The organism is Prauserella flavalba, assembly GCF_003202235.1.
Lineage (GTDB): Bacteria > Actinomycetota > Actinomycetes > Mycobacteriales > Pseudonocardiaceae > Prauserella_A > Prauserella_A flavalba.
On the sequence record NZ_MASU01000009.1, the window covers coordinates 28,918 to 51,397 of the forward strand.

A 22,480-nucleotide genomic window follows, 5' to 3' on the forward strand; every position below is an offset into this window, starting at 1 on the left:
GACGCAAACCGACCCGAGGAGGCAACGATGCCTGAACCGTCCACGGCGGCAGGCCAGGCCCCGAAGCGCCGCGACCGGATGCACTACCTCTACCTCGCGGTGATCGCGGCGGTGGTGCTCGGCGTGATCGTCGGGTTCGCCGTTCCCGACTTCGCCGCGGAGCTCAAGCCGCTCGGCAGCGGCTTCGTGTCCCTGATCAAGATGATGATCAGCCCGATCATCTTCTGCACGATCGTGCTCGGCATCGGCTCCGTGGCCAAGGCCGCGAAGGTCGGCAAGGTCGGCCTGCTCGCGCTCTGTTACTTCCTGCTGATGTCCACGTTCGCGCTGGCGATCGGGCTCGTGGTGGGCAACATCCTGCACCCCGGCGAGGGCATGCACCTCGACCCCGCGGACGCCGCGGCCGTCCAGGAGCAGGCCGCCGAGGGCGGCGAGGGCACCGTCGACTTCCTGCTGGGCATCATCCCCGAGTCGCTCGTGTCGGCGTTCACCGAGGGCTCGGTGCTGCAGACGCTGCTCGTGGCCCTGCTGGCCGGGTTCGCGCTGCAGAAGATGGGCGGCGCCGGCGAGCCGATCCTGCGCGGCATCGAGCACATCCAGCGGCTCGTGTTCCGCATCCTGGCGATGATCATGTGGGCCGCGCCCGTGGGCGCGTTCGGCGCGATCGCCGCCGTGGTCGGCGAGACCGGCTGGGAGGCTTTGCGCAGCCTCGCCGTGATCATGATCGGCTTCTACCTGACGTGCCTGGTGTTCGTGTTCGCCGTGCTGGGTGCGGTGCTGTGGTTCGGCGCCCGGATCAACGTGTTCAAACTGCTGGGCTACCTCGGCCGCGAGTTCCTGCTGATCGTGTCCACGTCGTCGTCGGAGTCGGCGCTGCCGAGGCTCATCGCGAAGATGGAGCACCTCGGCGTCAGCAGGCCGGTGGTCGGCATCACGGTGCCCACGGGCTACTCGTTCAACCTCGACGGCACCGCGATCTATCTCACGATGGCCACGCTGTTCATCGCGACCGCGCAGGGCAGCCCGCTCGGGGTCGGCGAGCAGATCTCCCTGCTGGTGTTCATGATCATCGCGTCGAAGGGCGCGGCGGGCGTCAGCGGCGCCGGCATCGCGACGCTGGCCGGTGGCCTGCAGTCGCACCGTCCCGAGCTGGTCGATGGCGTCGGCTTCATCCTCGGCATCGACCGGTTCATGTCCGAGGCCCGTGCGCTGACCAACTTCGCGGGCAACGCCATCGCGACGGTCGTGATCGGCTCCCTGACGAAGGAATTCGACCGGGAACAGGCGCATCGCGTGTTTTCCGGACAAGATCCGTTCAACGAGGCTACGCTCGTGGATGATCACCAACCTGCGGCCGAGACGGAGCGGGTGAAAGAACCCGCACCCGTCTAGAGCTGTCCGGGCCGGCGTACTTCCACATCCCCCGGCCGGCCCGGTGGAATCCCAGCACACTGGGGTTCGATCGACCGCCAGGTCTCGCCCGTGATCGCGGGCCGGGCCTGGCGGTCCGCGCTTTCCGGGGTCCGTCAGCCGAGCCGCGCCCGCAGGCCGCGCAGGCCCCGGCGCATCATCGCGGCGTGGTTGACGCGGAACACCGGGTGGGCGAACGGCGAAAGCGTGCGCAGCAAGGTCTTGTGCACCACCACGTGCTGGGCGATCTCGAGCCGCGTGCCGCCGCCGTCCGCACGGACGAGGCCGGTGAGCGAGCCCTCCAGGTCACCGGCGAGCGCGACGCCGAGCCGCCCCGCGCGCTCGTCCTCCTCCACGCGCGTCAGGCGCAGCCGTAGCGCGAACGGGAGGCTGGCGCGGCACACGAGCTCGGCGGTGTCGTCGTCGACGCGGGTCACCGACCGCACGTCGGGCCACCACGCGGGATAGCTGCCGAGGTCGACGAGCGTGGCGAAGACGGTGGGTGCGGGAGCCCTGATCGTCCAGTCGGTGCGGAACCGGTAACGGGTCAGCGGCACCCACCCAGTATGCCGCCGACCCATTGTGGTTCAGCCCATCCTGTAGCCCACCATGCAGTGAAGGTGGCCTTCACCGCGTTCAGCTAGGCCAGGATGGGCTTGAGGAACTGGCCCGTGTAGCTCTCCTCGCTGTCCGCGACCTGCTCCGGCGTGCCCTCGGCGACCACCATGCCGCCGCCGGACCCGCCCTCGGGGCCCATGTCCACGATCCAGTCGGACGTCTTGATCACGTCGAGGTTGTGCTCGATCACGATCACCGTGTTGCCCTTGTCCACCAGCCCGTTGATCACGCCGAGCAGCTTCGAGATGTCCTCGAAGTGCAGGCCGGTCGTCGGCTCGTCCAGCACGTAGACGGTCTTGCCGGTGGAGCGCTTTTGCAGCTCGCTGGCGAGCTTCACCCGCTGCGCCTCACCACCGGACAGCGTCGGCGCGGGCTGGCCGAGCCGGACGTAGCCGAGGCCGACGTCCACGAGCGTGTGCAGGTGCCGGTGGATGGCCTTGATCGGCTCGAAGAACTCGGCGGCCTCCTCGATCGGCATGTCGAGCACGTCGGAGACCGTCTTGCCCTTGTAGTGCACCTCGAGCGTCTCGCGGTTGTAGCGGGCGCCCTTGCAGACCTCGCACGGTACGTAGACGTCCGGCAGGAAGTTCATCTCGATCTTGATGGTGCCGTCGCCCGCGCACGCCTCGCACCGGCCGCCCTTGACGTTGAAGGAGAACCGGCCCGGCTGGTAGCCGCGGACCTTGGCCTCCGTGGTGGCGGCGAACAGCTTGCGCACGTGGTCCCACACACCCGTGTAGGTGGCCGGGTTGGAGCGCGGCGTCCGCCCGATCGGCGACTGGTCCACGCGCACGAGCTTGTCCACGTTGTCCAGGCCGCGCACCCGCGTGTGCCTGCCAGGCACCTGGCGCGCGTTGTTCAGCTTGTTGGCGAGCACCGTGGCGAGGATGTCGTTGACGAGCGTCGACTTGCCCGAGCCCGACACCCCGGTGACGGAGATGAGGCAGCCCAGCGGGAACGACACGTCGATGCCGCGCAGGTTGTGCTCGCGCGCGCCGACGACCGTCAGCTGGCGCTTCTTGTCGACCGGGCGCCGGATCGCGGGCACCTCGATGACGCGCCTGCCGGAGAGGTAGGCGCCGGTGAGCGACTCCTTGTTGCGCAACAGCTTCTTGTACGGTCCGCTGTGGACGATCTTGCCGCCGTGCTCTCCCGCGCCGGGGCCGATGTCGACCACCCAGTCGCTGGAGCGGATGGTGTCCTCGTCGTGCTCCACGACGATCAGCGTGTTGCCCAGGTCGCGCAGCCTGGTCAGCGTCTCGATGAGCCGGTGGTTGTCGCGCTGGTGCAGGCCGATCGACGGCTCGTCCAGCACGTAGAGCACGCCGACGAGCCCGGAGCCGATCTGCGTCGCCAGCCGGATGCGCTGCGCCTCCCCGCCGGACAGCGTGCCCGCCGCGCGGTCGAGGGAGAGGTAGTCGAGGCCGACGTCGAGCAGGAACCGGAGCCGCGCCTGGATCTCCTTGAGCACGGCGCCGGCGATCATCGCCTCGCGCGGGCCGAGCTCCAGGTCGTCGAGGAACTCCGAGGCCTCCGCCACCGACAGCGCGCAGACCTCGGCGATGGAACGCTCCCCCTGCTCGGCGTGGGCGAGCGTGACCGCGAGAATCTCGGGCTTGAGCCGGGTGCCCTGGCACGCGGGGCACGGCACCTCGCGCATGTAGCCCTCGTAGCGCTCGCGCGCGTAGTCGGACTCGGTCTGCTCGTGGCGCCGCTCCAGGAACGGGATGACGCCCTCGAAGTTCGCGTAGTAGGAGCGCTGCCTGCCGTACCGGTTGCGATAGCGGACGTGCACCTGCTCGTCCACGCCGTGCAGCACGGCCTTCTGCGCCTTGGCTGGCAGCTTGCGCCACGGCTGGTCCATGCGGAAGCCGATGGTCTCGGCGAGCGACTCCAGCAGCCGCTCGAAGTACTCGGCGCTCTGCCCGCCCGCCCACGGCGCGATGGCGCCCTCGGCCAGCGACAGCTCGTCGTCGGGCACCACCAGCTCGGGGTCGACCTCCTTGCGCACACCGATGCCGGTGCACTCGGGGCAGGCGCCGTAGGGCGAGTTGAACGAGAACGAGCGCGGCTCCAGGTCCTCGATCGCCAGCGGGTGCCCGTTGGGGCAGGCCAGGTTCTCGGAGAAGCCGCGGATGCGGTGCGGGTCGTGCTCGGGCAGGTCGACGAACTCCAGCTCGACCAGGCCGTCGGCGAGCCGCAGCGCCGTCTCGACCGAGTCGGTGAGCCGTTGCTTCGCGGTGGCCTTGACCGTGAGCCGGTCGATCACCACCGCGATGTCGTGCTTCTCCTGCTTCTTCAGCTTCGGCGGGTCGGTGAGCGCGTGCACGGTGCCGTCCACGCGGGCGCGCGCGTAGCCCTGCTGCTGGAGGTTGGCGAACAGGTCGACGTACTCGCCCTTCCGGCCGCGCACGACCGGGGCGAGCACCTGGAACCGGATGCCCTGCTCCATGTCCAGCACCTGGTCGACGATCTGCTGCGGCGTCTGCTTGCTGATCGGCTCGCCGCACTGCGGGCAGTGGGGCTTGCCCGCGCGGGCGTAGAGCAGGCGCAGGTAGTCGTAGACCTCGGTGATCGTGCCCACCGTCGAGCGCGGGTTGCGGGAGGTGGACTTCTGGTCGATCGACACGGCGGGCGACAGGCCCTCGATGAAGTCGACGTCCGGCTTGTCCATCTGGCCGAGGAACTGTCGGGCGTAGGCGGACAGCGACTCCACGTACCGCCGCTGGCCCTCCGCGAAGATCGTGTCGAACGCCAGGCTCGACTTGCCCGAGCCCGAGAGGCCGGTGAACACGATCATGCTGTCTCGCGGCAGGTCGATGTCGACACCGCGCAGGTTGTGCTCGCGGGCGCCGCGAACTACGAGGCGATCAGCCACCCGAAGGTCCCTTCACTGGTCTGTGGAGTGCCGGCGTCGAATCTGACAATCGGCCGCCACCATGCTAGGTCGCACCACCGACAGAAACCGCCGGCTCGGAGTCCGGCCGGACCGGTGCCTCGAGGGCGGGACCCCTCCTGCCGGGGCGCGAACCGGTGAGCACACGGTACGCCGGTCGTTCGACGAGGACGGTCACGAGCCAGCCCAGTACGACCGCGAACGCGACCACCAGCACCAAGCGTAACCACCACACCGACAGGCCCGCCTCGGAGAGGACCCTCGCGAGCTGGTAGCCCAGCGCCTGGTGGACCAGGTAGACGCCGAAGCTGATGCCGCTCAGCCACGCGACCGGCCTGCGCAGGCGCCGCAGCCCCGGCAGGTCCCAGTCGGGGCCCCTGGCCGCGAGGCACATCAGTCCGAGCATGACTGTGAACCCGGCCACGGACTCGGGCCGGGGCTCGCTCGTCCGGAACGCGTGCAGCACGATCACGGTGAGCAGCATTCCCGCGAGGTGCGGGGTGGAGAGCCTGCGCCGCTGCCACAGCCAGATCGCGAGGCCGACCGCGAACAGATGCGCGTAGAAGAGGCCGCTCGCCGTCGGCAGCACGTCGAGGACCAGGCTCAGCACGGGCGACGCCGCGGCGATCCCGAGCACGGCCCACAGCGCGGTGTGCAGCCGCACCCGGTGGTGGAGCCGGGCGCGCCAGAGCAGCGCCGCGCCCGCGAACGCGAGCACCTGGATCGGCATCGTCCACCACGAGCCGTCGATGCGGTGGTACGGGTCGGGGTTCCACAGGTGCAGCAGGCTCCCGTGGAGCAGGAGGTCGTTGAGGTCGGGGACGTGCCACGGCGGCAGCGGGCCGGGCACGTCGGGCACGACCGGCGGCGCGAACAGCAGACCGGACCAGCCGGGCCGGTACTCCCAGCCGTTGAAGCCGACCACCAGCAGGCGCGCGGAGACGTAGGTGAACGCCAGTGCGGCGAAGTAGGCGGGCAGCATCCGCGCGAGCCGGGCCCGGAACCACGTCCCGGCGTCGCCCCTGCGGAGCGTCGGACCGATGAAGTAGCCGGAGAGGACGAGCAGCGTGACCGTGCCGAACGGGACGTTGAAGGAGAAGGGATACGCCTCGATGCCCGGCACACCCGCCGCCACGCCCGTGACGTGACCGGTCACCACGAGGGTGATCGCGACCACCCGGATGAGGTCCCAGCTGAGCCGCCGCGACGACGCACGGTGAGGCCGCGGGGAACTCGTCACTGATTTTCCTCTTTGCCGGTGATCTCGGTCAGCGCACACTAACCGGCTGTACGGGCGCGCTCTCGATCGGGGCGCGATCACCTACTACCGTGTGCCGGGTGAACGTCGTTGAGGAGTACACCGGCCACGTCGAGCCAGGGGGCGACGCCGCGCGGCGCACGCTCGACGCGCTGACCATCACCAAACTCTCGGTCGGCCCCATGGACAACAACGCCTACCTGCTGGTCTGCCGGGCCACCAACGAGGCGCTGCTGATCGACGCGGCGAACGACTCGGAGCGGATCTCCGACCTCATCGGGCACGGCCCCGACCGCCCTGCGCTGCGCAAGATCGTCACGACCCACCAGCACGCGGACCACTGGCAGGCGCTGGGCGCCGTCGCCGGCGCGAACGGGTCCTACACGGCGGCCCACCCCGCGGACGCGGACCCGCTGCCGGTGCCCCCGGACTACCTGCTGGAGCACGGCGACACGATCACGGTCGGCGACTGCACCCTGGAGGTCATCCACCTGCGCGGCCACACGCCGGGCTCGCTGGCGCTGCTCTACCGCGACCCGGCGGGAGTGCCGCACCTGTTCACGGGCGACTCGCTGTTCCCAGGCGGGGTCGGCAAGACGAACTCGCCGGAGGACTTCACGTCGCTGCTGAACGACGTCGAGGAGCGCGTCTTCGGGCAGCTGCCGGACGAGACCTGGTTCTACCCGGGCCACGGGGACGATTCGACACTGGGCGCGGAGCGCCCGAAGCTGACGGAGTGGCGACAGCGCGGCTGGTGAGCTGACCGTCCTACCAGTCGTCGTCGCCGAAGAACGCGTCGACCTCCTCGCGCATCCGCGCGGCATCGACCGAGGGCAGGCGTCGGTGCCGCGCGACCAGTTCCTCGGCGGTGTGCCGCGGCCTCGGCGTGTCTGCCAGGCGGTGGCGCGCCCAGCGGCGAGCCGCCGCCGTCAACTCGGCCCGGTGCGGCAGCGGGCTGTCGCGCTCCAGGAACTCCCACATGCCCCAGATGGCCACGGCGAACGCGGTCCGCGTCGTGGCGGGCGTCTCCCGCCAGGCGGGTAACCCTCGCGCCCACAGCTCAGCGGTGACGGGCGTGTGCCCGGCGGCCACCAGACGGGCCACCAGGAAAGCCACGTCGACCGCCGCGGCGCCGGTGCGTGACCAGGCCCAGTCCACGATCCGTGCCCGCCCTCCGTCCACCAGGATGTTGAGCGGGTGCAGATCGGTGTGCACCAGGCTGTCGCCGTCGGCGGCCTCGATCGCGTGGCCTTCCAGATCGATCAGCCGATGCAGGTGCTCCCGCGCCCACGGGTCGAGATCCGCGGGCGTGTTCCTGGCCAGCCGGCGCCAGGCCGCCAAGCGGCCCCACTGCTCGGCGAGGAGGGGCGCGGACGCCGGACAGTGCGCCAGTTCGCGGGCGAGCGTCGTCACCGCCTCGGCGACCACGGGCAGATCGGCCGAGCCGGGCGCGAGATCGGCGTGCCGTCCGGCGGCGTGGTCGAAGCCGAGCAGCAGCCAGCCGTCCACCTCGGCTCGCCACCACAACCGGGGCGCGACCGCCGAAGGCAACCACGGATTGACCTCCGCCTCGTGCCGGTGCATCCGTCCGCGCCGACCTTCCGCGCCGGCGATGCCCTTGCAGAACACCGGCCCCTCGGAGGTGTGCAACGTCGCCGAGAAGTCGGAGTTGCGCCCGGCGGAGGGAATCTCGGCGCGGACGACGGTCCCGGCCTCCCGCTCGATCGCGGCACGCACCGGCGCGGGCAAGGCTTCCCAGGTACTGCGGGCCATCGCTCCCCCTACCCGCACGCGGGCGGCGGGTCGTCGTGGCAGCCATTGTGGCAGCCGGTGCACGAGATGCTGTTCACCTGTGGCCAGAGGGCCGCGTCCACCGTGTACCCGGCCTGCTCGATGACGGCGACCGTGCGCAGCAGCGTGGTGTGAGCGGCCTCGCCCGATGGCGCCGGCTCGCCCTCGACGGCAGGCACGTGATGCAGGAACCGGCCCGCGACCCGGTCGCAGAAGTCGGCGACGCCTGGCAGGGGAACGTCGCCGTCCCCGAGTACGGCGAGCCCGTCCTGCTCGACCTCGAACAGGTCGGCGTCGGAGATCCGGCGTGGGACCTCGCTCCCCTCGCCGTCGACTACGCCGACTTCTCCCGCGTCTCCGACGACGACTACCGCGCCTTCTCCGACGCCTACGGTGCCGATGTTCTGAGGTGGACGGGTTTCCGCCCCGTGGCCACCGTCAGCGAACTGCGGTGGACCGCGTTCGTGCTGAGCAAGGCCGACGGCACCAACGACGCGACGCGGGAGGCACGGCACCGGCTGGCGTGCCTTCGCGGCGAGGTCGAGCGGCCGTGGTCCTGGACCGCGTTCTGAGCGTGCACCCTGTGGAGATCCGGCACCCTCAGCCCGCCCGCCGCGCGAGTGAGCGGATCGTCGTCGTGCCCGGGCCCGACGGCAGGAACGCGAACACCGTCGACGGGATCGCCGATTCCCGGAGCCTGCGCAGTTCCGGTTCCTGGTAGCGCACACACCTGTCGTGCCATTCCCGGATTCCCGCCATCCAGTCTTTCAGTCCGTCCGCGTGGCGGGTGAGGATCTCCCGCACCGGGTCGTCGACGTCGTGCTCCTCGAACAGCGCCGGCAGGCCTTGCTCGACCAGGGTTTCGAACTGCCGCATCCGCTGTTCCATGAGCTTCACCACGAGGTCGCGGGCGTGGAGGCGGTCGGTGTTCAGGAACTTCTCCACCACCAGCACCATGTTGTGCACCTCGCCCTCGTACTCGACTTCCTTCTGGTACGAGTACAGGTCGTTGGTGAAGCACGCGTAGTCCTGCGCCGAGGTTTCCAGCTCCCGCAGCACCCGCGTCTGGTACAGGTGCTCGGGCACCTCGTCCGCGTGCGCCAGGCGCGCGAGCCCGATCGTCATGTCCGAGCCGAACGTCCTGCGCCGCGTCTCCACGTAGTCCACCGGGTCCGGGATCCGGTTCTGCGCCTGGTTCGCAAGCTCCCAGAGCCAGCTCGCCGTCATGTCCTCCACGGCCGCACGGAACCGCCTGCGCGCGAACTCCGGCATCGGGCCCGCGGTGCGCCGCCACAGGTCCGCGAGCCCGCGTTCGAGCGCGTTCGCCGGTTCCGGGGTCTCACCCGCGTCGAGCGGCATGAACGCGGGGAACCGGTCGTTGCACGCCTTCGCCGCCGCGAGGTTGCGGCCCGCGCCGAACACGACCGGGAAGTAGTCGTCGCCGTAGGTGCCCCAGGCGAGCCAGTCCGCCGACAGGTACAGCTGCCCGGGGCTCGCGTCGGCGTGGATCATCGACGCGCAGTGCGCCAGGTCCAGGCCGCGGAACCGGCGCTCGTCCCACACGCCGCCCGCCTCGACGCCGGGCACGGAGTCGAACATGCCCATCCGCCGAGCCCAGCCCACCGCGTACTCCCTGGCGTCGTCGAGGTGCGGGCTCATGCGGAACGGATACGGCAGGTACACCTCGGGCAGCGGCAGCGGGCCGGTCGGCGTGAACGGCACGTGTGAGTGAGCACTGGCCCTGGGCCGCGCGCCGGGCGCGAGGTTGATCCCCGCGGTGCCGAGACCGCTGGGCCCGAACCCGGTTCCGCCGGACACCTCCTCGTTCATGTACCTGCTCGACTTCGCGTGCCATTCGTGCCCGCCGGCCTGCCAGTCCTGCAAGCCTTTCGCGTAGGCGAGCACCGCGGTCCGCTCGTGCGGCGCCGCGCCGTACTCGGCCAGCAGCGCGGGGATCTCGGTCACGGCCGTGTTCTCGAACTGCTGCAGACGCGAGGTGAGCAGGTCGTTGACGAGCTCGGCGGCGTCCTGGGTGGGGCAGTCGAGGAACCGCTCGAACACGAGCACCGCGTTGGAGTTCTCGCCCTCCTCCCGCACCTCGCGCTGGTAGGAGAACAGGTCGTTGCGCAGGTGCACGGCGTCGGCGAACGTGTCGGTGAGCACCCGCAGCGGGCGCGTTCCCGCCAGCCCCGCCGGGATCTCCGCGCGGGCGGCATACTCGATGAGGTTCGCCGACCACGGCGCGCCGCCCACCCTCCGCCGCATCTGGATGTACTCGATGGGGTTGGCGATCCGGCCGCGGTCGATGTTGTCGAGCTCCCACATCGACTCGACCATCAGGTTGTGTGTGCTGGTGCGGAACCTCTCGCGCCACGCGGGCGACATCGCGGGTACGGTCCGTGCCCACAGGTCCTCCAGCCCCGCCTCGGCCGGGTTCTCCGGTTCCGGCGGCTCCTCGCCGTCCTCGGTCATGAACAGCTCGAGCCGGTCGAGGTAGGTCCTGGCGCCGTCGAGGTCACGGGAGTACTTGAACTGCTCGAGGAAGTGGTCGTCGAAGAAGAACACCCAGACGTACCAGTCGGTGATCAGGTCGAGCGTGGGACCGTCGCAGTCGGGGTGGGTGTACGCGCACATGAGCGCGTAGTCCATTGCGGACAGATCCTCCTCCGTCCACACCAGACCACCGCCGGGTTTCTCCGTGTCGAGCATGCCCATCCGCCGGGCCCACGCCGTGCTGTGCGCCCTGGTCCCCTCCAGGTTCCGGGTTGATCCGCGCGGGATAGGGCAGGTAGAAGTCCGGCAGCGTGAATGCCTGCATGAGCGTTCCAACTCCCTCGGGGGCCGACTGCGGTGCTGCGCTCGCCCTCGACGCTGACAGCCCGCCACCACCGCGGGCTACGTCCGCGAGGGGGAACCGGCGGAACCGTCGGAGGACCCGCCGCGGACACGCTGCGTAGCCCACGACGCGGTGAGGCGTTTCCGACTTTCGATGGGTTGCCGTCAGCGCTTCACGGCCACCAGCCTGGGTGCATGGGTTCGACACGCCGGGTGCCGGCCGTCCTCACCGGTCTGGTCCTCCTGCTCACCGCCACGGCGCCCGCGACCGCCGGGGAGTCAGCCGGCTCCGTGTACGAGGTGGACACCGCGAACGCCGCGCAGCGCACGGAGATCGCCGCCACGGGCGTGGACGTGCTGGGCGTGCGGGACGGCACGCTGACGTTCGTGGCGGGCCCGGAACAGGCACGGGAACTGCGCGCCGACGGGTTCCGGCTCCAGCGTGTCGGCGAGGCGCCCACCCGGGTGACGGACGCGGCCGCGCCCGCCGACTTTCCCTCTGGCGACGAGGGCTACCACACCTACGCCGAGGTGACCGCGGAGCTGGAGCAGGCCACGCGCGACCACGGGGACATCACGCGGCTCTCCAGCGCGGGCGAGTCGTTCGAGGGCCGCCCGCTGCACGTGCTGAAGATCAGCGACAACGCGGCGGCGGACGAGGACGAGCCCGAGGTGCTGTTCACCTGCAACCAGCATGCCCGCGAGCACCTGACCACCGAGATGTGCCTGCGCATCGTCCAGCGCTTCACCGACGGCTACGGCAGCGACGCCACGGTCACCGGGTTCGTCGACAGCCGCGAGATCTACGTGATCCCGACCGTGAACCCGGACGGCGCCGAGTACGACATCAGCGGCGGGCAGTACCAGGGCTGGCGCAAGAACCGCCAGGGGCAGGGCACCGACGTCAACCGCAACTGGGGCCACCGATGGGGCTGCTGCGGCGGGTCGAGCGACGACTCCGCCGACGAGACGTTCCGCGGCACGGAGGCGTTCTCCTCCCTCGAGGCGAGGGCGGTGGCCTCGTTCGTCGACTCCCGCGTGGTCGGCGGCGCGCAGCAGATCACCGCGCACATCGACTTCCACACCTACTCCGAGCTCGTCCTGTGGCCCTACGGCTACACCACGGACGACACCGCGGAGGGGATGAGCCCGGAGCAGGCGAAACGGTTCTCCGACGTCGGCACCGAGCTGGCGAACAGCAACGGGTACACGCCCCAGCAGTCCAGCGATCTCTACGTCACCGACGGGTCGATCAACGACTGGATGTGGGGCGAGCACCGGATCCTGAGCTTCACCTTCGAGATGTACCCCGCGGACGGGAACGGTCTCGACGGCTTCTACCCGCCCGACGAGCAGATCGGCCCGCAGACCGCGCGCAACGACGGCGCGGTGGACATCCTGCTGCGCGAGGCGGGCGAGCCGGGCTGAGTCTCGAGTCCTAACCGGACTTGCTCTGGTCGTTGCTGAGCCACTTCTCCGGCCGCATCCGCACGAGGATCGAGCGGTCGCCGAGCGCGCCGTCGACGTAGGCGGCCGCGTCGGCCTCCGGCAGGTAGCGGCGGGTGATCGCGAGCGCCTGCTCCCGCGTCGGCGGCTCGTCGTTCCCGACGACGGGTCCCTCGGCGGTGACGTAGCGGTAGGGCCATTCCTCCGACTGAGCGACGAGGCTGAACCGGCCCGCCTTGCGGATGTTGCGGTCCTTGACGGTGTCGCGTTCCATCCAGAGCAGCACCTCGCCGTCCACGTAGTCGTACCAGATCGGCACGGCGAGCGGCGCCCGCCCGTCCCGCTCCACCGCGAGCACCCCCACGTGCACCCCGGACAGGAACGCCTCACGCTCGGCTGCGGTCATGACGAACGACATCGCGATTGTCCCTTCGGCTCCCCAGAGCTGGTCATCGTCGCCAACACGGGGAGCCGCAAGAACATTCCGCCTCAGGCGTAGGCGCTCGCGAGTTGCTCCGCCCGGTCGAACGGCGACCAGCCGACCTCCCGGCCGTCGAGCTGCGCGACCATCACCTCCAGGCCCGCGTGCCAGCCCGCGCCCGCCGGGGCGAGGGTGTCGCGGTCGCCGACGACGTTGGTGAACACCACGTGGCAGCCGCCGTCGCCGTCCGGGGACAGCTCCCAGCGCAGGGTCTCCTCGCCCCACGTGAACTCCAGCAGCCTCGGCGGATCGGCGCGCAGCACTTCGCCCTCGGTGACGTGGCCGGGGTCCATGCCGTAGCGGCGCACCTGCTCGGCCGTGACGCCGAACCGCAGGCGCGCGCCGGGTCGCAGGTCGAACTCCACGACCGCGGGGAACCACGAGCGCAGGTGCTCCGGCTCGGTGATGGCCGCCCACACCTTCTCCGGCGCGTGCCGCACGTGCCGCTCGAAGCGCAGCGCGCACCGGCCGTCACCGGTCTCGTGCACGGTGCCCAGGTCCAGCTCGGTGGTGTAGTCGCGGCGCAGTCGCTCGGTGCGCTCGGCGGGCCACGGGCAGCGGACGTCGCCGTGCAGCGCGGCGAAGAACAGCTCCAGGTGCGTCTGCCACGCCGCGAGCGCGGTCGCGCGCAGCCCGGCGAGCCGGGACGGCACGGTCTGCGTCAGCACGAGCCGCGTGCCGACGGGCTCCTGCTCGCGCAACTCGAACCGCACGCGCCCGGCGGGCACACCGTCATGCAGCCACGCGTACTCCACGACGCGGCCCTCCTCGACGGCGGTCACCTCGCCGGTCTCGGCGTAGCCGTGCGCGAACACGACCGGAACCGGCCCGTCCACCCGTGGTTCGTCGCCCTCGGCGAGTGTCCGCCACACCTCGGCGGGCGGTTGCACGAGATCGCGCTCGAACCGCAGCTCGTACCCCTCGCCCGAGCGGCGCACCTCACCGCGGCCGAGGCCGAACTCCTCGACGTAGCGTTCCGCGCGGGCGAGGAACTCCGGTGCGGGCGCGGGGCGGCCGTCGAGCCGTGCGCCCAGCAGGTCGAGGCACGCGTCCCAGCCGGGGGCCTGGCGCGCCACCGAGGGCAGGTCGCCGGTGGTGCCGGTACCGCTGAGCGTGTGGCTGAACAGCAGCAGGCAGCCGGAGTCGTCGGGCACCAGCTCGAAGCGCAGCACCGAGTCCGCCCAGCGGAAGGCGTAGACCTTCGGCGGGTCGTACTCCAGCACCTCGCCCTCGGCGAACGGGCCGCCGAGGTCGTGGCGCTCCTCGCCGAAACGGAACCGCATGGCGGCCCCGATCGAGGGCTCGGTCTCGATCGCGGCGGGGAACCAGTGCGCCGACTCGGCCGGGTCGGTGACCGCGCGCCACACCTTCTCCGGCGCGTGCGCAAGCCGCCTTCTGAAGCGCAGCACGGGTTTCCCTGCGACGACGTCCATGCTGCCCAGCGGGTCGAGCTCGCCGAGCGCGGTGCCGAGCGCGTCGAGGCAGCCCAGCCAGCCCTGGTGCATCTGCCCGGCCCACTCGTCGTCGGCGAAGCGGTGCCGGAAGATCAGCAGGCAGCCCGTCCCGTCGGGTTCCAGGTCGAACCGCGCGTGGTGGGTCCCGGTCTCGGCGTCGAACTCGTCGAACGCGAACACCGACTGCTCGGCCAGGTCGGTGATCACCGCGCGGACCTCGGTGCCCTCCTCGTCGCGGAACCGGATCGCCCCGCCGACCCGCAGGTCCAGTTCGGTCGCGGTCAGGGGATACCACCGGCTCAGGTGCTCCGGTTCGGTCAGCGCTCGCCACACCTTCGCGGGCGGATGCCGCAGCCTGCGCTCGAACCGCAGCTCCCAGCGGTCCCCCACCCGTCGCGCCACGTCGTTCACTGGTCATCCTTTCCGTCGTCGTCGGGCATCGTGTCGAGGTGCCGCTCCAGCGCGTCGAGCCGGTCCGCCCAGAACCGCCGGTAGGGCGCGAGCCAGGCGTCGATCTCCAGCAGGGGTTCCGGGCGCAGGCGGTACCAGCGGCGCTGCGCGTCGTGCCGGACGTCGACGAGCCCGGCCTCGCGCAGCACCTTGAGGTGCTTGGAGACCGCGGGCTGGGTCAGCGTCAGCCGCTCCACGAGATCGCCGACCACGCGTTCACCATCGCGCAGCAGGTCGAGGATCTCCCTGCGCCGGGGCTCGGCGAGGATCTCGAACGTTGTTGCCACCTGAGCAATATAACTACACAGGCATATAGAGGCAAGGGTCAGTGCCAGGTGGCCTGGTGCTCCCTGATCTGCCCGGTGACGCTGGAGCCGTCGTAGTACCGCTCGTAGAACGCCGGGTCGACGTGGTGCACCACCGCGCCGAAGTTGCACTGCATGGGGTTGAAGTACACGGGCGCCTGCCCGTAGCGGGCCACGCAGTAGTCGAAGTACGCCGCGCACGCGTCGGCCGCCCAGTCGCTGATCCGGATCACGGGGTGCTCGACGAGCTCGCGCACCACGGCGGCCTTGAACGGGCCGCGGTGCCGCAGCATCCAGTTGTCCTCACCGCGCGACATCGTGCCACCCGGGCCGTACTTCTGTGCCAGCATCGCGTCCACCACCGCGCGCCCGTCCGGGTACCTCGGCGACGGCACGTAGGTGGCCTCCTTGAGCCCCTCGACACCGAACGTCTTGAGCGCACCGCTGGCCACCGGGGCCCGCTCGTTGAGCGGTTCGTGCCGGAAGCCCAGCCCCGTGGCGATGTCGGGAAAGGCGCCCATGAGCACGTCGTCGAAGAAGCCGCAGAAGATCCAGTTGCCGAGCCCCATCGCCTCGGCGGACAGGCGCATGTTCTGCACCATCGAACCCGGCGGGTACGTCTCCACCTGGAACAGGAACTGCTCGTACTGGCTGATGGCGAGCGGGAACTCCAGCTTGCCCTGCCCGACCCACCGCGCCGTGCCCGCGGGCTCGGCCGTCGCGTCGTCGACGAGATAGACGTGCCAGGCGTCGAAGATGTTGAGCAGCGCGCTGAAGTAGAGCCAGCCGACGTCGGTGACCGGGATGAACCACGTGGTGCCCGGCCGGTTCAGGTTGTACTGGTACGGCCCGAACAGCGACGCGTTCGGCGCGCCGGGCGCCCGCACCGCCCAGTCGACGTCGGGCCTGCCGTCGTGGATCTTGCGCAGTCCGGACCGGTACCAGTCCAGCACCTTGTGGTAGTCGCGCTCGCTTTCGATCTCGACCATCCGCTCGCGCTCGGTGCCGGGGTCGTAGACGAACGCGCCCTCGTCCTTGATCACCAGCAGGTCGTGTGCGAACGAGTTGCCCGCGGCCGCGGCGGTGCGTCCCGCGATGCCGGTCAGCTCGGGGAAACCGCCGCTCGTGGCGATGTCCCAGTGCACCATGCCGTTCGGCCCGCAGGCCGACCACGCGGTGATCGCCTCCTCCACCTCCGTCAGCGGCACCACGGGATGCTCGGAGACGAACGCGAGCGGGCCTCTCGGCTGGCGCAGCCGCCTGCCCGTGGCGGAGAGCTCCTCCTCGCCGCTGTCGATGCGGTAGCCCAGGGCGACCCTGCGGCTGCGCAACGTCGACAGCAGTTGCGGCAACGTCCGCGTCCGCTCGAAGTAGGCCTTCAGCTGCCGCTGCTCGGACTCCGTGGGCTCCGTGGCCGCGTGCGGTGCGGTGGTTGTCATCGGCTCCTCCTGATCCGTGGCCGATCAGGGACGCCGGAGCTGCATCCGGTCGCCTTGCTCCACAATGGACTCCAGCGGCCGGCGCGAACCGCCTCGGCGGCCCGTGCCGCCTGGCTGACCGTGTTGGCCGACAGGAGACGGCGCGGCAGAGCTTTCCGCGCCATCCGAGCAGAATAGGCCCGCCCGCGCCGTGGCGGCACCGCCACGCGGCGCAAGTGAAATGTGGAGCCCTGCCCTAGAAAGCCCGACCGCGGTGGGGCTCAGCGCGTCCGCCAGTCGGCGTGCAGCCTGCGGGAGGCCACCAGCTCCACCGCGAGCAGCACGCCCACCGCCTCGGCGGCCAGCAGCCCGATCAGCACGAGCAGCTGGGTCACCCCGGCCTGCACGGGCCCGGCACCGCCGAGCAGCACGCCGACGAACGCACCGGGCAACGTCACCAGCCCCACCGTGCGCGTCTGGTCCAGCGGCGGGATGAGCGCGTGCCCGGCCGAGGGGCGGCAGATCTCCAGCGCGGCGGCACGCTGCGGCAGCCCGAGCGCGAGCGCGGCCTCGTACTCGCCGTAGCGCGTCCGCAGCTCGTCGACGGCGCGGCGCGCGGCCTGCGCGGTCGCCGTCATCGTCCCGCCGATCACGATGCCCGCGATGGGCACCACCGCGATCGGCCGCAACGGCACCACGCCGGACGCCAGCACCAGCCCCAGGACGGGCACCACACCGCCGCCGAGCGCGACCGCCACCCACGCCGCGTCCCTCGGCACGCCGATCCGCCGGGCCGCCGTCACCACGGCGACGGTGAACATCAGCAGCACGAAACCCGCCGTGAGCCAGCCCGAGCGCAGCACGGCCACGATCACGAACGACACCGCCGCGAGCTGCACCACCGCACGGACACCCGCGACCACCACGGCCCGCCACGAGCCGAGCCCGCCGAGCCACACCACCGCCGCCGCGAGCGCGAGCAGCAGCACCAGCACGACCGCCAGCGCGGGACCGGCGACGACAGCTCCATCACTCACGTGGAAGATCGTCGCCCATCGCGGCGCTAACCTCGACCCCGTGACGCACAACGAGCCCGCTGAGCCCGAGTACCCGCAGTCGCGTTTCCAGCCGCCGCCCGGTGCCGCCCGGATCCTGCTCATCCGCCACGGCGCCTCCGCCGCGGCCCGCGAGAGCGAGCCGTTCCCGCTGGTCGGGGGTCAGGGCGACCCGACGCTCGCACCGGACGGCCACGAGCAGGCCAAGAGGGTGTCCGACCGGCTCGCAGGCGAGCCGATCGCCGCGCTCTACGTCACCACCCTGCGCCGCACCGTGCAGACAGCGGCACCGCTCGCGGAACGCCTCGGCCTCACGCCGTCCGTCGAGGAGGACCTGCGCGAGGTGCATCTCGGCGAGTGGGAGGGCGGCCTGTTCCGCAAGCACATCGCGGAGGGCCACCCGGTCGCGCGCAGGCTCGCGGAGGAGCAGCGCTGGGACGTGATCCCGGGCGCGGAGTCCAACGACGCCTTCGCGGCGAGGGTCGGCGGGGCCCTGCACCGGCTCGCCGCCGCGCACCCGGACGAGCAGATCGCGGTGTTCACCCACGGCGGGGTGATCGGCCAGGCGATGGCGCTGGCGAGCGGGGCGAAACCGCTGGCCTTCGCGGGCGCCGAGAACGGCTCGATCTCGGAACTGGTGGTGACCGGGGAGCACTGGCTGGTGCGCCGCTTCAACGACCACGCCCACCTGGACTGACGCCCTCAGGCGAGGATCCGCAGCGGGTTCTCCACGAGGGTGCGGAACTCGGCGAGCCAGCGGGCGGCGACGACGCCGTCGACGGGTCGGTGGTCCACCGACAGGGTGACGGTCATCGTCTTGCGGATCGCCACTTCGCCGTCGACGGCGACGACGTCGTCCCGCACGGCGCCGACCGCGAGGATCGCCGACTGGGGCGGGTTGATGATCGCCGCGAACTCCTCGACGCCGAACATGCCGAGGTTCGACACGGTGATCGAGCCGCCCTTCAGGTCCCGCTGCGTGAGCGCGCCGTCCCTCGCCTTGCGGGCCTGCTCCCGGATCTCGGCCGCGATCGCCGACACCGACTTGCCGGCGCAGTCGCGGATCACGGGCGTGGCCAGTCCGCCGTCCGTGGCCACCGCGACGGCGACGTCGACATTCGCGAGCCGGTGCACCGACTCCGGCGTCCACACCACGTTCATGTCGGGCACGAGCTCGTGTGCCTTGGCCACCGCCTTCACGACGAGGTCGTTGACCGAGACCTGCTCGGAGCCGCCGAGCTCGGCCCTCAGCCCGGTGAGCCGGTCGGCGAAGCAGCGGGCGCGCACGTAGAAGTGCGGGGCGTCGCGTTTGCTCTCCGTCAGCCTGGCCGCGATCGCCCTGCGCATCCGCGTGTGCGGCACCTCGTCGAACTCGGCCGGCACCGCCGGCAGGCCGGGAGACGCCGGCTCCGGCTCGGGTGCCACGGCCACCGGAGCCGGAGGGGTGAGGCGCCCGGCGGGCTCGGCGTTCTCCCTGGCGGCCACGGCGGCCATGACGTCCTTGCGCACGATCCGCCCGCCGGGCCCGGTGCCGTGCAGGTCACCCAGCCGCAGCCCGGCCTCCTTCGCCAGCTTGCGCGCGAGGGGGCTTGCGAAGATCCGCTCCGTCGCCGCCGCCGACCGCTGCCGGGGCACCTCCCCCGCGGGCGCCTCCTCGACGGGCTCGGGCGCCTGACCCACCCCGAGCCGCGCGAGCTCGGCGTCCACGTCGGACACCTCTTCGTCGACGCCACCGACTACCGCGATCGGGTTACCCACCTCGGCCTGCACCGAGGCTCCGGCGAGGATCTTCAGCAGCCTGCCTTCGGCCTCCGCGGTGATCTCGACCTGCGCCTTCTCCGTCTCGATCACCACGAGCGGGTCGCCCTCGCGGAAGGTCGCCCCTTCGTCGATGCACCAGTTCGACACCACCGCGTCGGCGGATGCGGCGGCAACCGCCGGCATGTTGAGGAGTTCGGCCACGTCGTTTCCTCGGAGAAAGTAGGTACGGGAACGGGGTTACTGCGCGATCCTGGTCAGCGTCTCGACCACGTCCGGCGTGCGCGTGATGGCGGCCTGCTCGAGCACCTTGCTGATGCTCGGCGCGGCCTCGCCGCCGTGTACCCGCTGCACCGGCTGGTCGAGCCAGTCGAACAGCCGCCGCTGGATCTCGTCGGCGAGCCAGGCTCCGTAGGAGGTCCCGGCGGCGCCCTGCTCCACGATCACCACGTTGTTCGTCTTGCGCACGCTCTCGCCGATCGTGTCCCAGTCGAGGCTCGCGCGGTCCAGCCACCGCAGGTCCACCACCTCGGGGTCGATCCCGTCGAGCTGTCCCGCCGCCTCCAGCGCCACGTTGGTCATGGCCGAGTAGGTGAGCACCGTGAGGTCGGTGCCATGCCGCTTGACGCTCGCCTTGCCGACGGGAAGGCAGTAGTCGAGATCGTCGGCGGGGCCGGGGCCGGTGGCCTTGTACAGGTCGACGTGCTCGATCACCAGCACCGGGTCGTTGCACGTGAGCGCGCTGTTCATGAGGCCCACGTAGTCGAAGGGCGTCGACGGCGCGACGATGCGCCAGCCCACGGCCGTCGCGAAGATGCCCGCGGGATCCATGGAGTGCTGCGAGCCGTACCCCGCCCCCATGGCGATCTTGGTCCGCAGCACCAGCGGCACGTCGATGTCGCCGCCGAACATGTGCCGCACCTTGCCGATCTGGTTGAACACCTGATCGGCGGCCACCCAGACGAAGTCCGCGTACATCAGCTCGACGACCGGCCGGAACCGGTTGTCGACGGCGATCCCGCCCGCGAGCCCGGCGAACGCGTTCTCGCAGATCGGCGTGCCCAGCACCCGGCCGGGGAACGCCGCGGCGAGCCCCTTGGTGGCCCCGTTGGTGCCGCCGCCGAGCTTGTGGATGTCCTCGCCGAGCACCACGATGCGGTCGTCGGTGAGCATCCGCCGGTGCATCACCTCAGGGATGACCTCGATGAACTTGCGCTCGGCGAGCTCACCGTCGAACGCCTCGTCGTCGACGACGCGGACACCCTCGAACTCCTTGAGGTCGCTGCGGATGCCGACGTCGACGAAGTCGGGGTCGGGCCACAACGCGGGCTTGATGCGCTGCTCTCCCCGCTTGCCGCCCGGCAGAGGCTCCAGTAGCGCCGCACCGATCTCCTTGAGCGCGTCCTTCGCCTGGCCGAGGAACTTCTCGCACCCGGCCTCGGTCAGCAGTTCCCGCTCGGCGAGCCGCCGGACCATCGCATCGAGCGGGTCGCGTGCCTTCCACGCGGCCTCCTCGTCCTTCGACCGGTAGCCGAACGCGCTGCCGGGGAAGGGCCCGTTCTGGTGGAAGTACCGGTAGACGTCGGCCTCGATCAGGGTCGGCCCGTGGCCCGCGCGCATGTGCTCGACGGCCTGGACCGTCGCGAGGTGGACGGCGAGCGGGTCCATGCCGTCGACGCGCCAGCTGCGGATGCCGAAACCGGGGCCCCTCGCCGACAGGCGGCTGTCGCCCGTCGCCTCCTCGACCGTCGTCGCCACCGCGTACTGGTTGTTCTCGACGAAGAAGCACACCGGCAGCCGCCAGGCCGCGGCGAGGTTGAACGTCTCGAGCGCGGAGCCGATGTTGACCGCGCCGTCCCCGAGGAACGTCACCGACACGGCGTCGTCGCCGGACTGCTTGCTGGCCCAGGCGAACCCGGCAGCCTGCGGCACGGCGCCACCCACGATCGCGTTGGTGCCCATCGCCCCGGCCTCGCGCCAGCACAGATGCATGGAGCCGCCCCGGCCCCGGCAGTAGCCCTCGGCGAGGCCGCAGATCTCGGCGAGGGTGCGGCGCAGCATCGCCTTCACCTCCGGCCGCAACGGCTCCTCGGGATCCACACCGCCGGGAGCGAGGTAGCCGAGCGCCTTGGACAGGAACTGGTGGTGCCCCCGGTGGGAGCCGTTGATCGTGTCGGCGGGCCGCAGCGCCAGCACGGCGCCGGCGGCGCCGCCCTCCTGCCCGATGCTCGAATGCGCGGGCCCGTGCACCAGGCCCTTCCTGGCGAGGTCGAGCACGTACTCCTCGAAGACCCGGATCAGGGCGACGTGGACGAACAGGTTCTTGAGCAGTGCCGGATCGGCCTGCCGCCAGTCCGCGTCGGTCGTCCTCAGCTCGTGCCACCCGGAGGCCGCGTGCAACTCCGTGTACTCGGGCATCGCTTTCCTCCACCGAACAGCGTCTCGACGCGGCGTTTCAACAAACGGATCACTCGTTTCAAATGACAGTAGCGAGGCCCTGCGCATCCCGCAAGGGACCGCCCAGACGGCAGTGCCCACCTGGACTGACGCGAAAGCGTCGGACCCCGAAGGCATCATGGGGGCATGTACCGCGAGAGCCCCGCGCCCGCGCACCTGCGCGACGCCGTGCGCTGCCTCTGGCAGAGCACGGTGACCCCGGGCAAGCGGATCGTGCCCGACGGGTGCGTCGACCTGATGGTCGCCGGCGAGCGGGTGTTCGTCGCCGGGCCCGACACCGGGCACTGGGACACCGCGCTGCCCGGCGGCACCCTCGTGCACGGCATCCGCTTCCGGCCCGGTCACGCCCCGCGCGCGCTGGGCGTGGCCGCCGCGGAGCTGACCGACCAGCGGGTGACGCTCGCCGACCTGTGGGGCTCGCACGGAGCCGCGGCCACCGACCTGCTGCTGCACCGGCCCGCCGCGCTCGCCGACGTCGTCGCGGGCAGGTTGTCCCGCGAGCGGGACCCGCTGCTGGAGACGCTGCTCGCCCGCCTCGACGACGGGGTCGCCCGGGTGTCGGAGGCGCTCGCCGGGCTCGGCGTCGGCGAGCGCCAGCTGCGGCGGCGGTTCACGCTCGCCGTCGGCTACGGGCCTGCGACCTACCTGCGCGTCGCCCGCCTGCAGCGCGCCATCGCGGGCACCCACAGGGCCGCCGACCTCGCGTCGCTCGCCGCCGGGGCCGGCTACGCCGACCAGGCGCACCTCTCCCGCGACTGCCGCGACCTCACCGGCTCCACCCCGCGGGCCTTCTTCCGGCTCGCCCTGGCCGCGTGACCGTTCCGTTCAAGACCCGGCCCGGCCGGGCT

At 71.3% G+C, this 22,480-nt stretch carries 18 protein-coding genes and 1 pseudogene; 6 read left to right on the forward strand and 13 right to left on the reverse strand.

What is annotated here, in order from left to right; genetic code table 11:
• Window positions 1-78 precede the first annotated feature (78 nt).
• Entirely contained in the window at window positions 79-1,392 is a 1,314-nt protein-coding gene (locus tag BA062_RS22155; RefSeq protein WP_110340445.1) for a cation:dicarboxylate symporter family transporter, read from the forward strand.
• A gap of 134 nt (window positions 1,393-1,526) precedes the next feature.
• On the opposite strand, the gene BA062_RS22160 is transcribed toward BA062_RS22155, so the two are convergent.
• The 3 genes from BA062_RS22160 to BA062_RS22170 form a co-directional block, all read right to left on the reverse strand.
• Complete coding sequence (locus BA062_RS22160; protein ID WP_110339764.1) at window positions 1,527-1,967, reverse strand: SRPBCC family protein; 441 nt, start codon at window positions 1,965-1,967, stop codon at window positions 1,527-1,529.
• 83 nt (window positions 1,968-2,050) lie between these two features.
• Window positions 2,051-4,906, reverse strand: coding sequence for an excinuclease ABC subunit UvrA (gene uvrA, locus BA062_RS22165; protein ID WP_110339766.1), 2,856 nt, complete (start codon window positions 4,904-4,906; stop codon window positions 2,051-2,053).
• A 64-nt stretch (window positions 4,907-4,970) separates the two neighbouring features.
• Window positions 4,971-6,164 carry an acyltransferase family protein gene (locus BA062_RS22170; protein WP_110339768.1) on the reverse strand — a complete coding sequence of 398 codons (1,194 nt, stop codon included), beginning with the start codon at window positions 6,162-6,164 and terminating at the stop codon, window positions 4,971-4,973.
• A 98-nt stretch (window positions 6,165-6,262) separates the two neighbouring features.
• On the opposite strand from BA062_RS22170, the gene BA062_RS22175 reads away from it, so the two are divergent.
• The gene (locus BA062_RS22175) at window positions 6,263-6,940 is read left to right on the forward strand and encodes an MBL fold metallo-hydrolase (RefSeq protein ID WP_110339770.1); all 678 of its coding nucleotides are present in this window, start codon (window positions 6,263-6,265) and stop codon (window positions 6,938-6,940) included.
• Window positions 6,941-6,950: 10 nt separating this feature from the next.
• Here the strand turns inward: BA062_RS22175 and BA062_RS22180 are convergent, their stop codons facing one another.
• Both BA062_RS22180 and BA062_RS39550 read right to left on the reverse strand, forming a co-directional pair.
• On the reverse strand, window positions 6,951-7,955 hold the full coding sequence (locus tag BA062_RS22180) for a phosphotransferase (protein ID WP_245959947.1): 1,005 nt from the start codon (window positions 7,953-7,955) through the stop codon (window positions 6,951-6,953).
• Between the two features lie 8 nt (window positions 7,956-7,963).
• Entirely contained in the window at window positions 7,964-8,152 is a 189-nt protein-coding gene (locus BA062_RS39550) for a hypothetical protein (RefSeq protein WP_146240057.1), read from the reverse strand.
• Here BA062_RS39550 and BA062_RS22185 point away from each other — a divergent pair, their 5' ends adjacent.
• Window positions 8,153-8,545 (forward strand): phosphotransferase family protein, encoded by a 393-nt coding sequence (locus BA062_RS22185; protein WP_146240058.1) that lies wholly within the window; start codon window positions 8,153-8,155, stop codon window positions 8,543-8,545. It abuts the gene before it with no gap.
• Window positions 8,546-8,573: 28 nt separating this feature from the next.
• Here BA062_RS22185 and BA062_RS22190 read toward each other — a convergent pair.
• Window positions 8,574-10,791, reverse strand: a pseudogene (locus BA062_RS22190) (terpene synthase family protein).
• A gap of 212 nt (window positions 10,792-11,003) precedes the next feature.
• Here BA062_RS22190 and BA062_RS22195 point away from each other — a divergent pair.
• Window positions 11,004-12,236, forward strand: coding sequence for a M14 family metallopeptidase (locus BA062_RS22195; RefSeq protein ID WP_110339774.1), 1,233 nt, complete (start codon window positions 11,004-11,006; stop codon window positions 12,234-12,236).
• A gap of 10 nt (window positions 12,237-12,246) precedes the next feature.
• Here BA062_RS22195 and BA062_RS22200 read toward each other — a convergent pair whose 3' ends face one another.
• The 5 genes from BA062_RS22200 to BA062_RS22225 all read right to left on the reverse strand — a co-directional run bounded on the left by BA062_RS22200 (window position 12,247) and on the right by BA062_RS22225 (window position 17,399).
• Entirely contained in the window at window positions 12,247-12,672 is a 426-nt protein-coding gene (locus BA062_RS22200) for a pyridoxamine 5'-phosphate oxidase family protein (protein ID WP_245959948.1), read from the reverse strand.
• Between the two features lie 71 nt (window positions 12,673-12,743).
• Window positions 12,744-14,600: an SRPBCC domain-containing protein gene (locus BA062_RS40570; protein WP_245959949.1), complete on the reverse strand. Its 1,857-nt coding sequence runs from the start codon at window positions 14,598-14,600 to the stop codon at window positions 12,744-12,746.
• A complete protein-coding gene (locus BA062_RS22215) occupies window positions 14,597-14,926 on the reverse strand; it encodes an ArsR/SmtB family transcription factor (RefSeq protein ID WP_110339776.1) in 330 nt (109 codons plus the stop codon). The genes BA062_RS40570 and BA062_RS22215 overlap by 4 nt, the downstream gene beginning before the upstream one ends.
• A 38-nt stretch (window positions 14,927-14,964) precedes the next feature.
• Complete coding sequence (locus tag BA062_RS22220) at window positions 14,965-16,383, reverse strand: hypothetical protein (protein ID WP_110339778.1); 1,419 nt, start codon at window positions 16,381-16,383, stop codon at window positions 14,965-14,967.
• Window positions 16,384-16,643: 260 nt separating this feature from the next.
• Entirely contained in the window at window positions 16,644-17,399 is a 756-nt protein-coding gene (locus BA062_RS22225; protein ID WP_110339780.1) for an ABC transporter permease, read from the reverse strand.
• 40 nt (window positions 17,400-17,439) lie between these two features.
• On the opposite strand from BA062_RS22225, the gene BA062_RS22230 reads away from it, so the two are divergent.
• On the forward strand, window positions 17,440-18,114 hold the full coding sequence (locus tag BA062_RS22230) for a histidine phosphatase family protein (RefSeq protein ID WP_110339782.1): 675 nt from the start codon (window positions 17,440-17,442) through the stop codon (window positions 18,112-18,114).
• Between the two features lie 5 nt (window positions 18,115-18,119).
• Here the strand turns inward: BA062_RS22230 and BA062_RS22235 are convergent, their stop codons facing one another.
• Together BA062_RS22235 and BA062_RS22240 are read right to left on the reverse strand one after the other, a co-directional pair.
• Window positions 18,120-19,379, reverse strand: coding sequence for a dihydrolipoamide acetyltransferase family protein (locus BA062_RS22235; protein ID WP_110339784.1), 1,260 nt, complete (start codon window positions 19,377-19,379; stop codon window positions 18,120-18,122).
• A gap of 36 nt (window positions 19,380-19,415) precedes the next feature.
• On the reverse strand, window positions 19,416-21,593 hold the full coding sequence (locus BA062_RS22240) for an alpha-ketoacid dehydrogenase subunit alpha/beta (protein WP_110339786.1): 2,178 nt from the start codon (window positions 21,591-21,593) through the stop codon (window positions 19,416-19,418).
• 165 nt (window positions 21,594-21,758) lie between these two features.
• On the opposite strand from BA062_RS22240, the gene BA062_RS22245 reads away from it, so the two are divergent.
• A complete protein-coding gene (locus BA062_RS22245; RefSeq protein ID WP_110339788.1) occupies window positions 21,759-22,448 on the forward strand; it encodes a helix-turn-helix domain-containing protein in 690 nt (229 codons plus the stop codon).
• The last annotated feature ends 32 nt before the right edge of the window (window positions 22,449-22,480 follow it).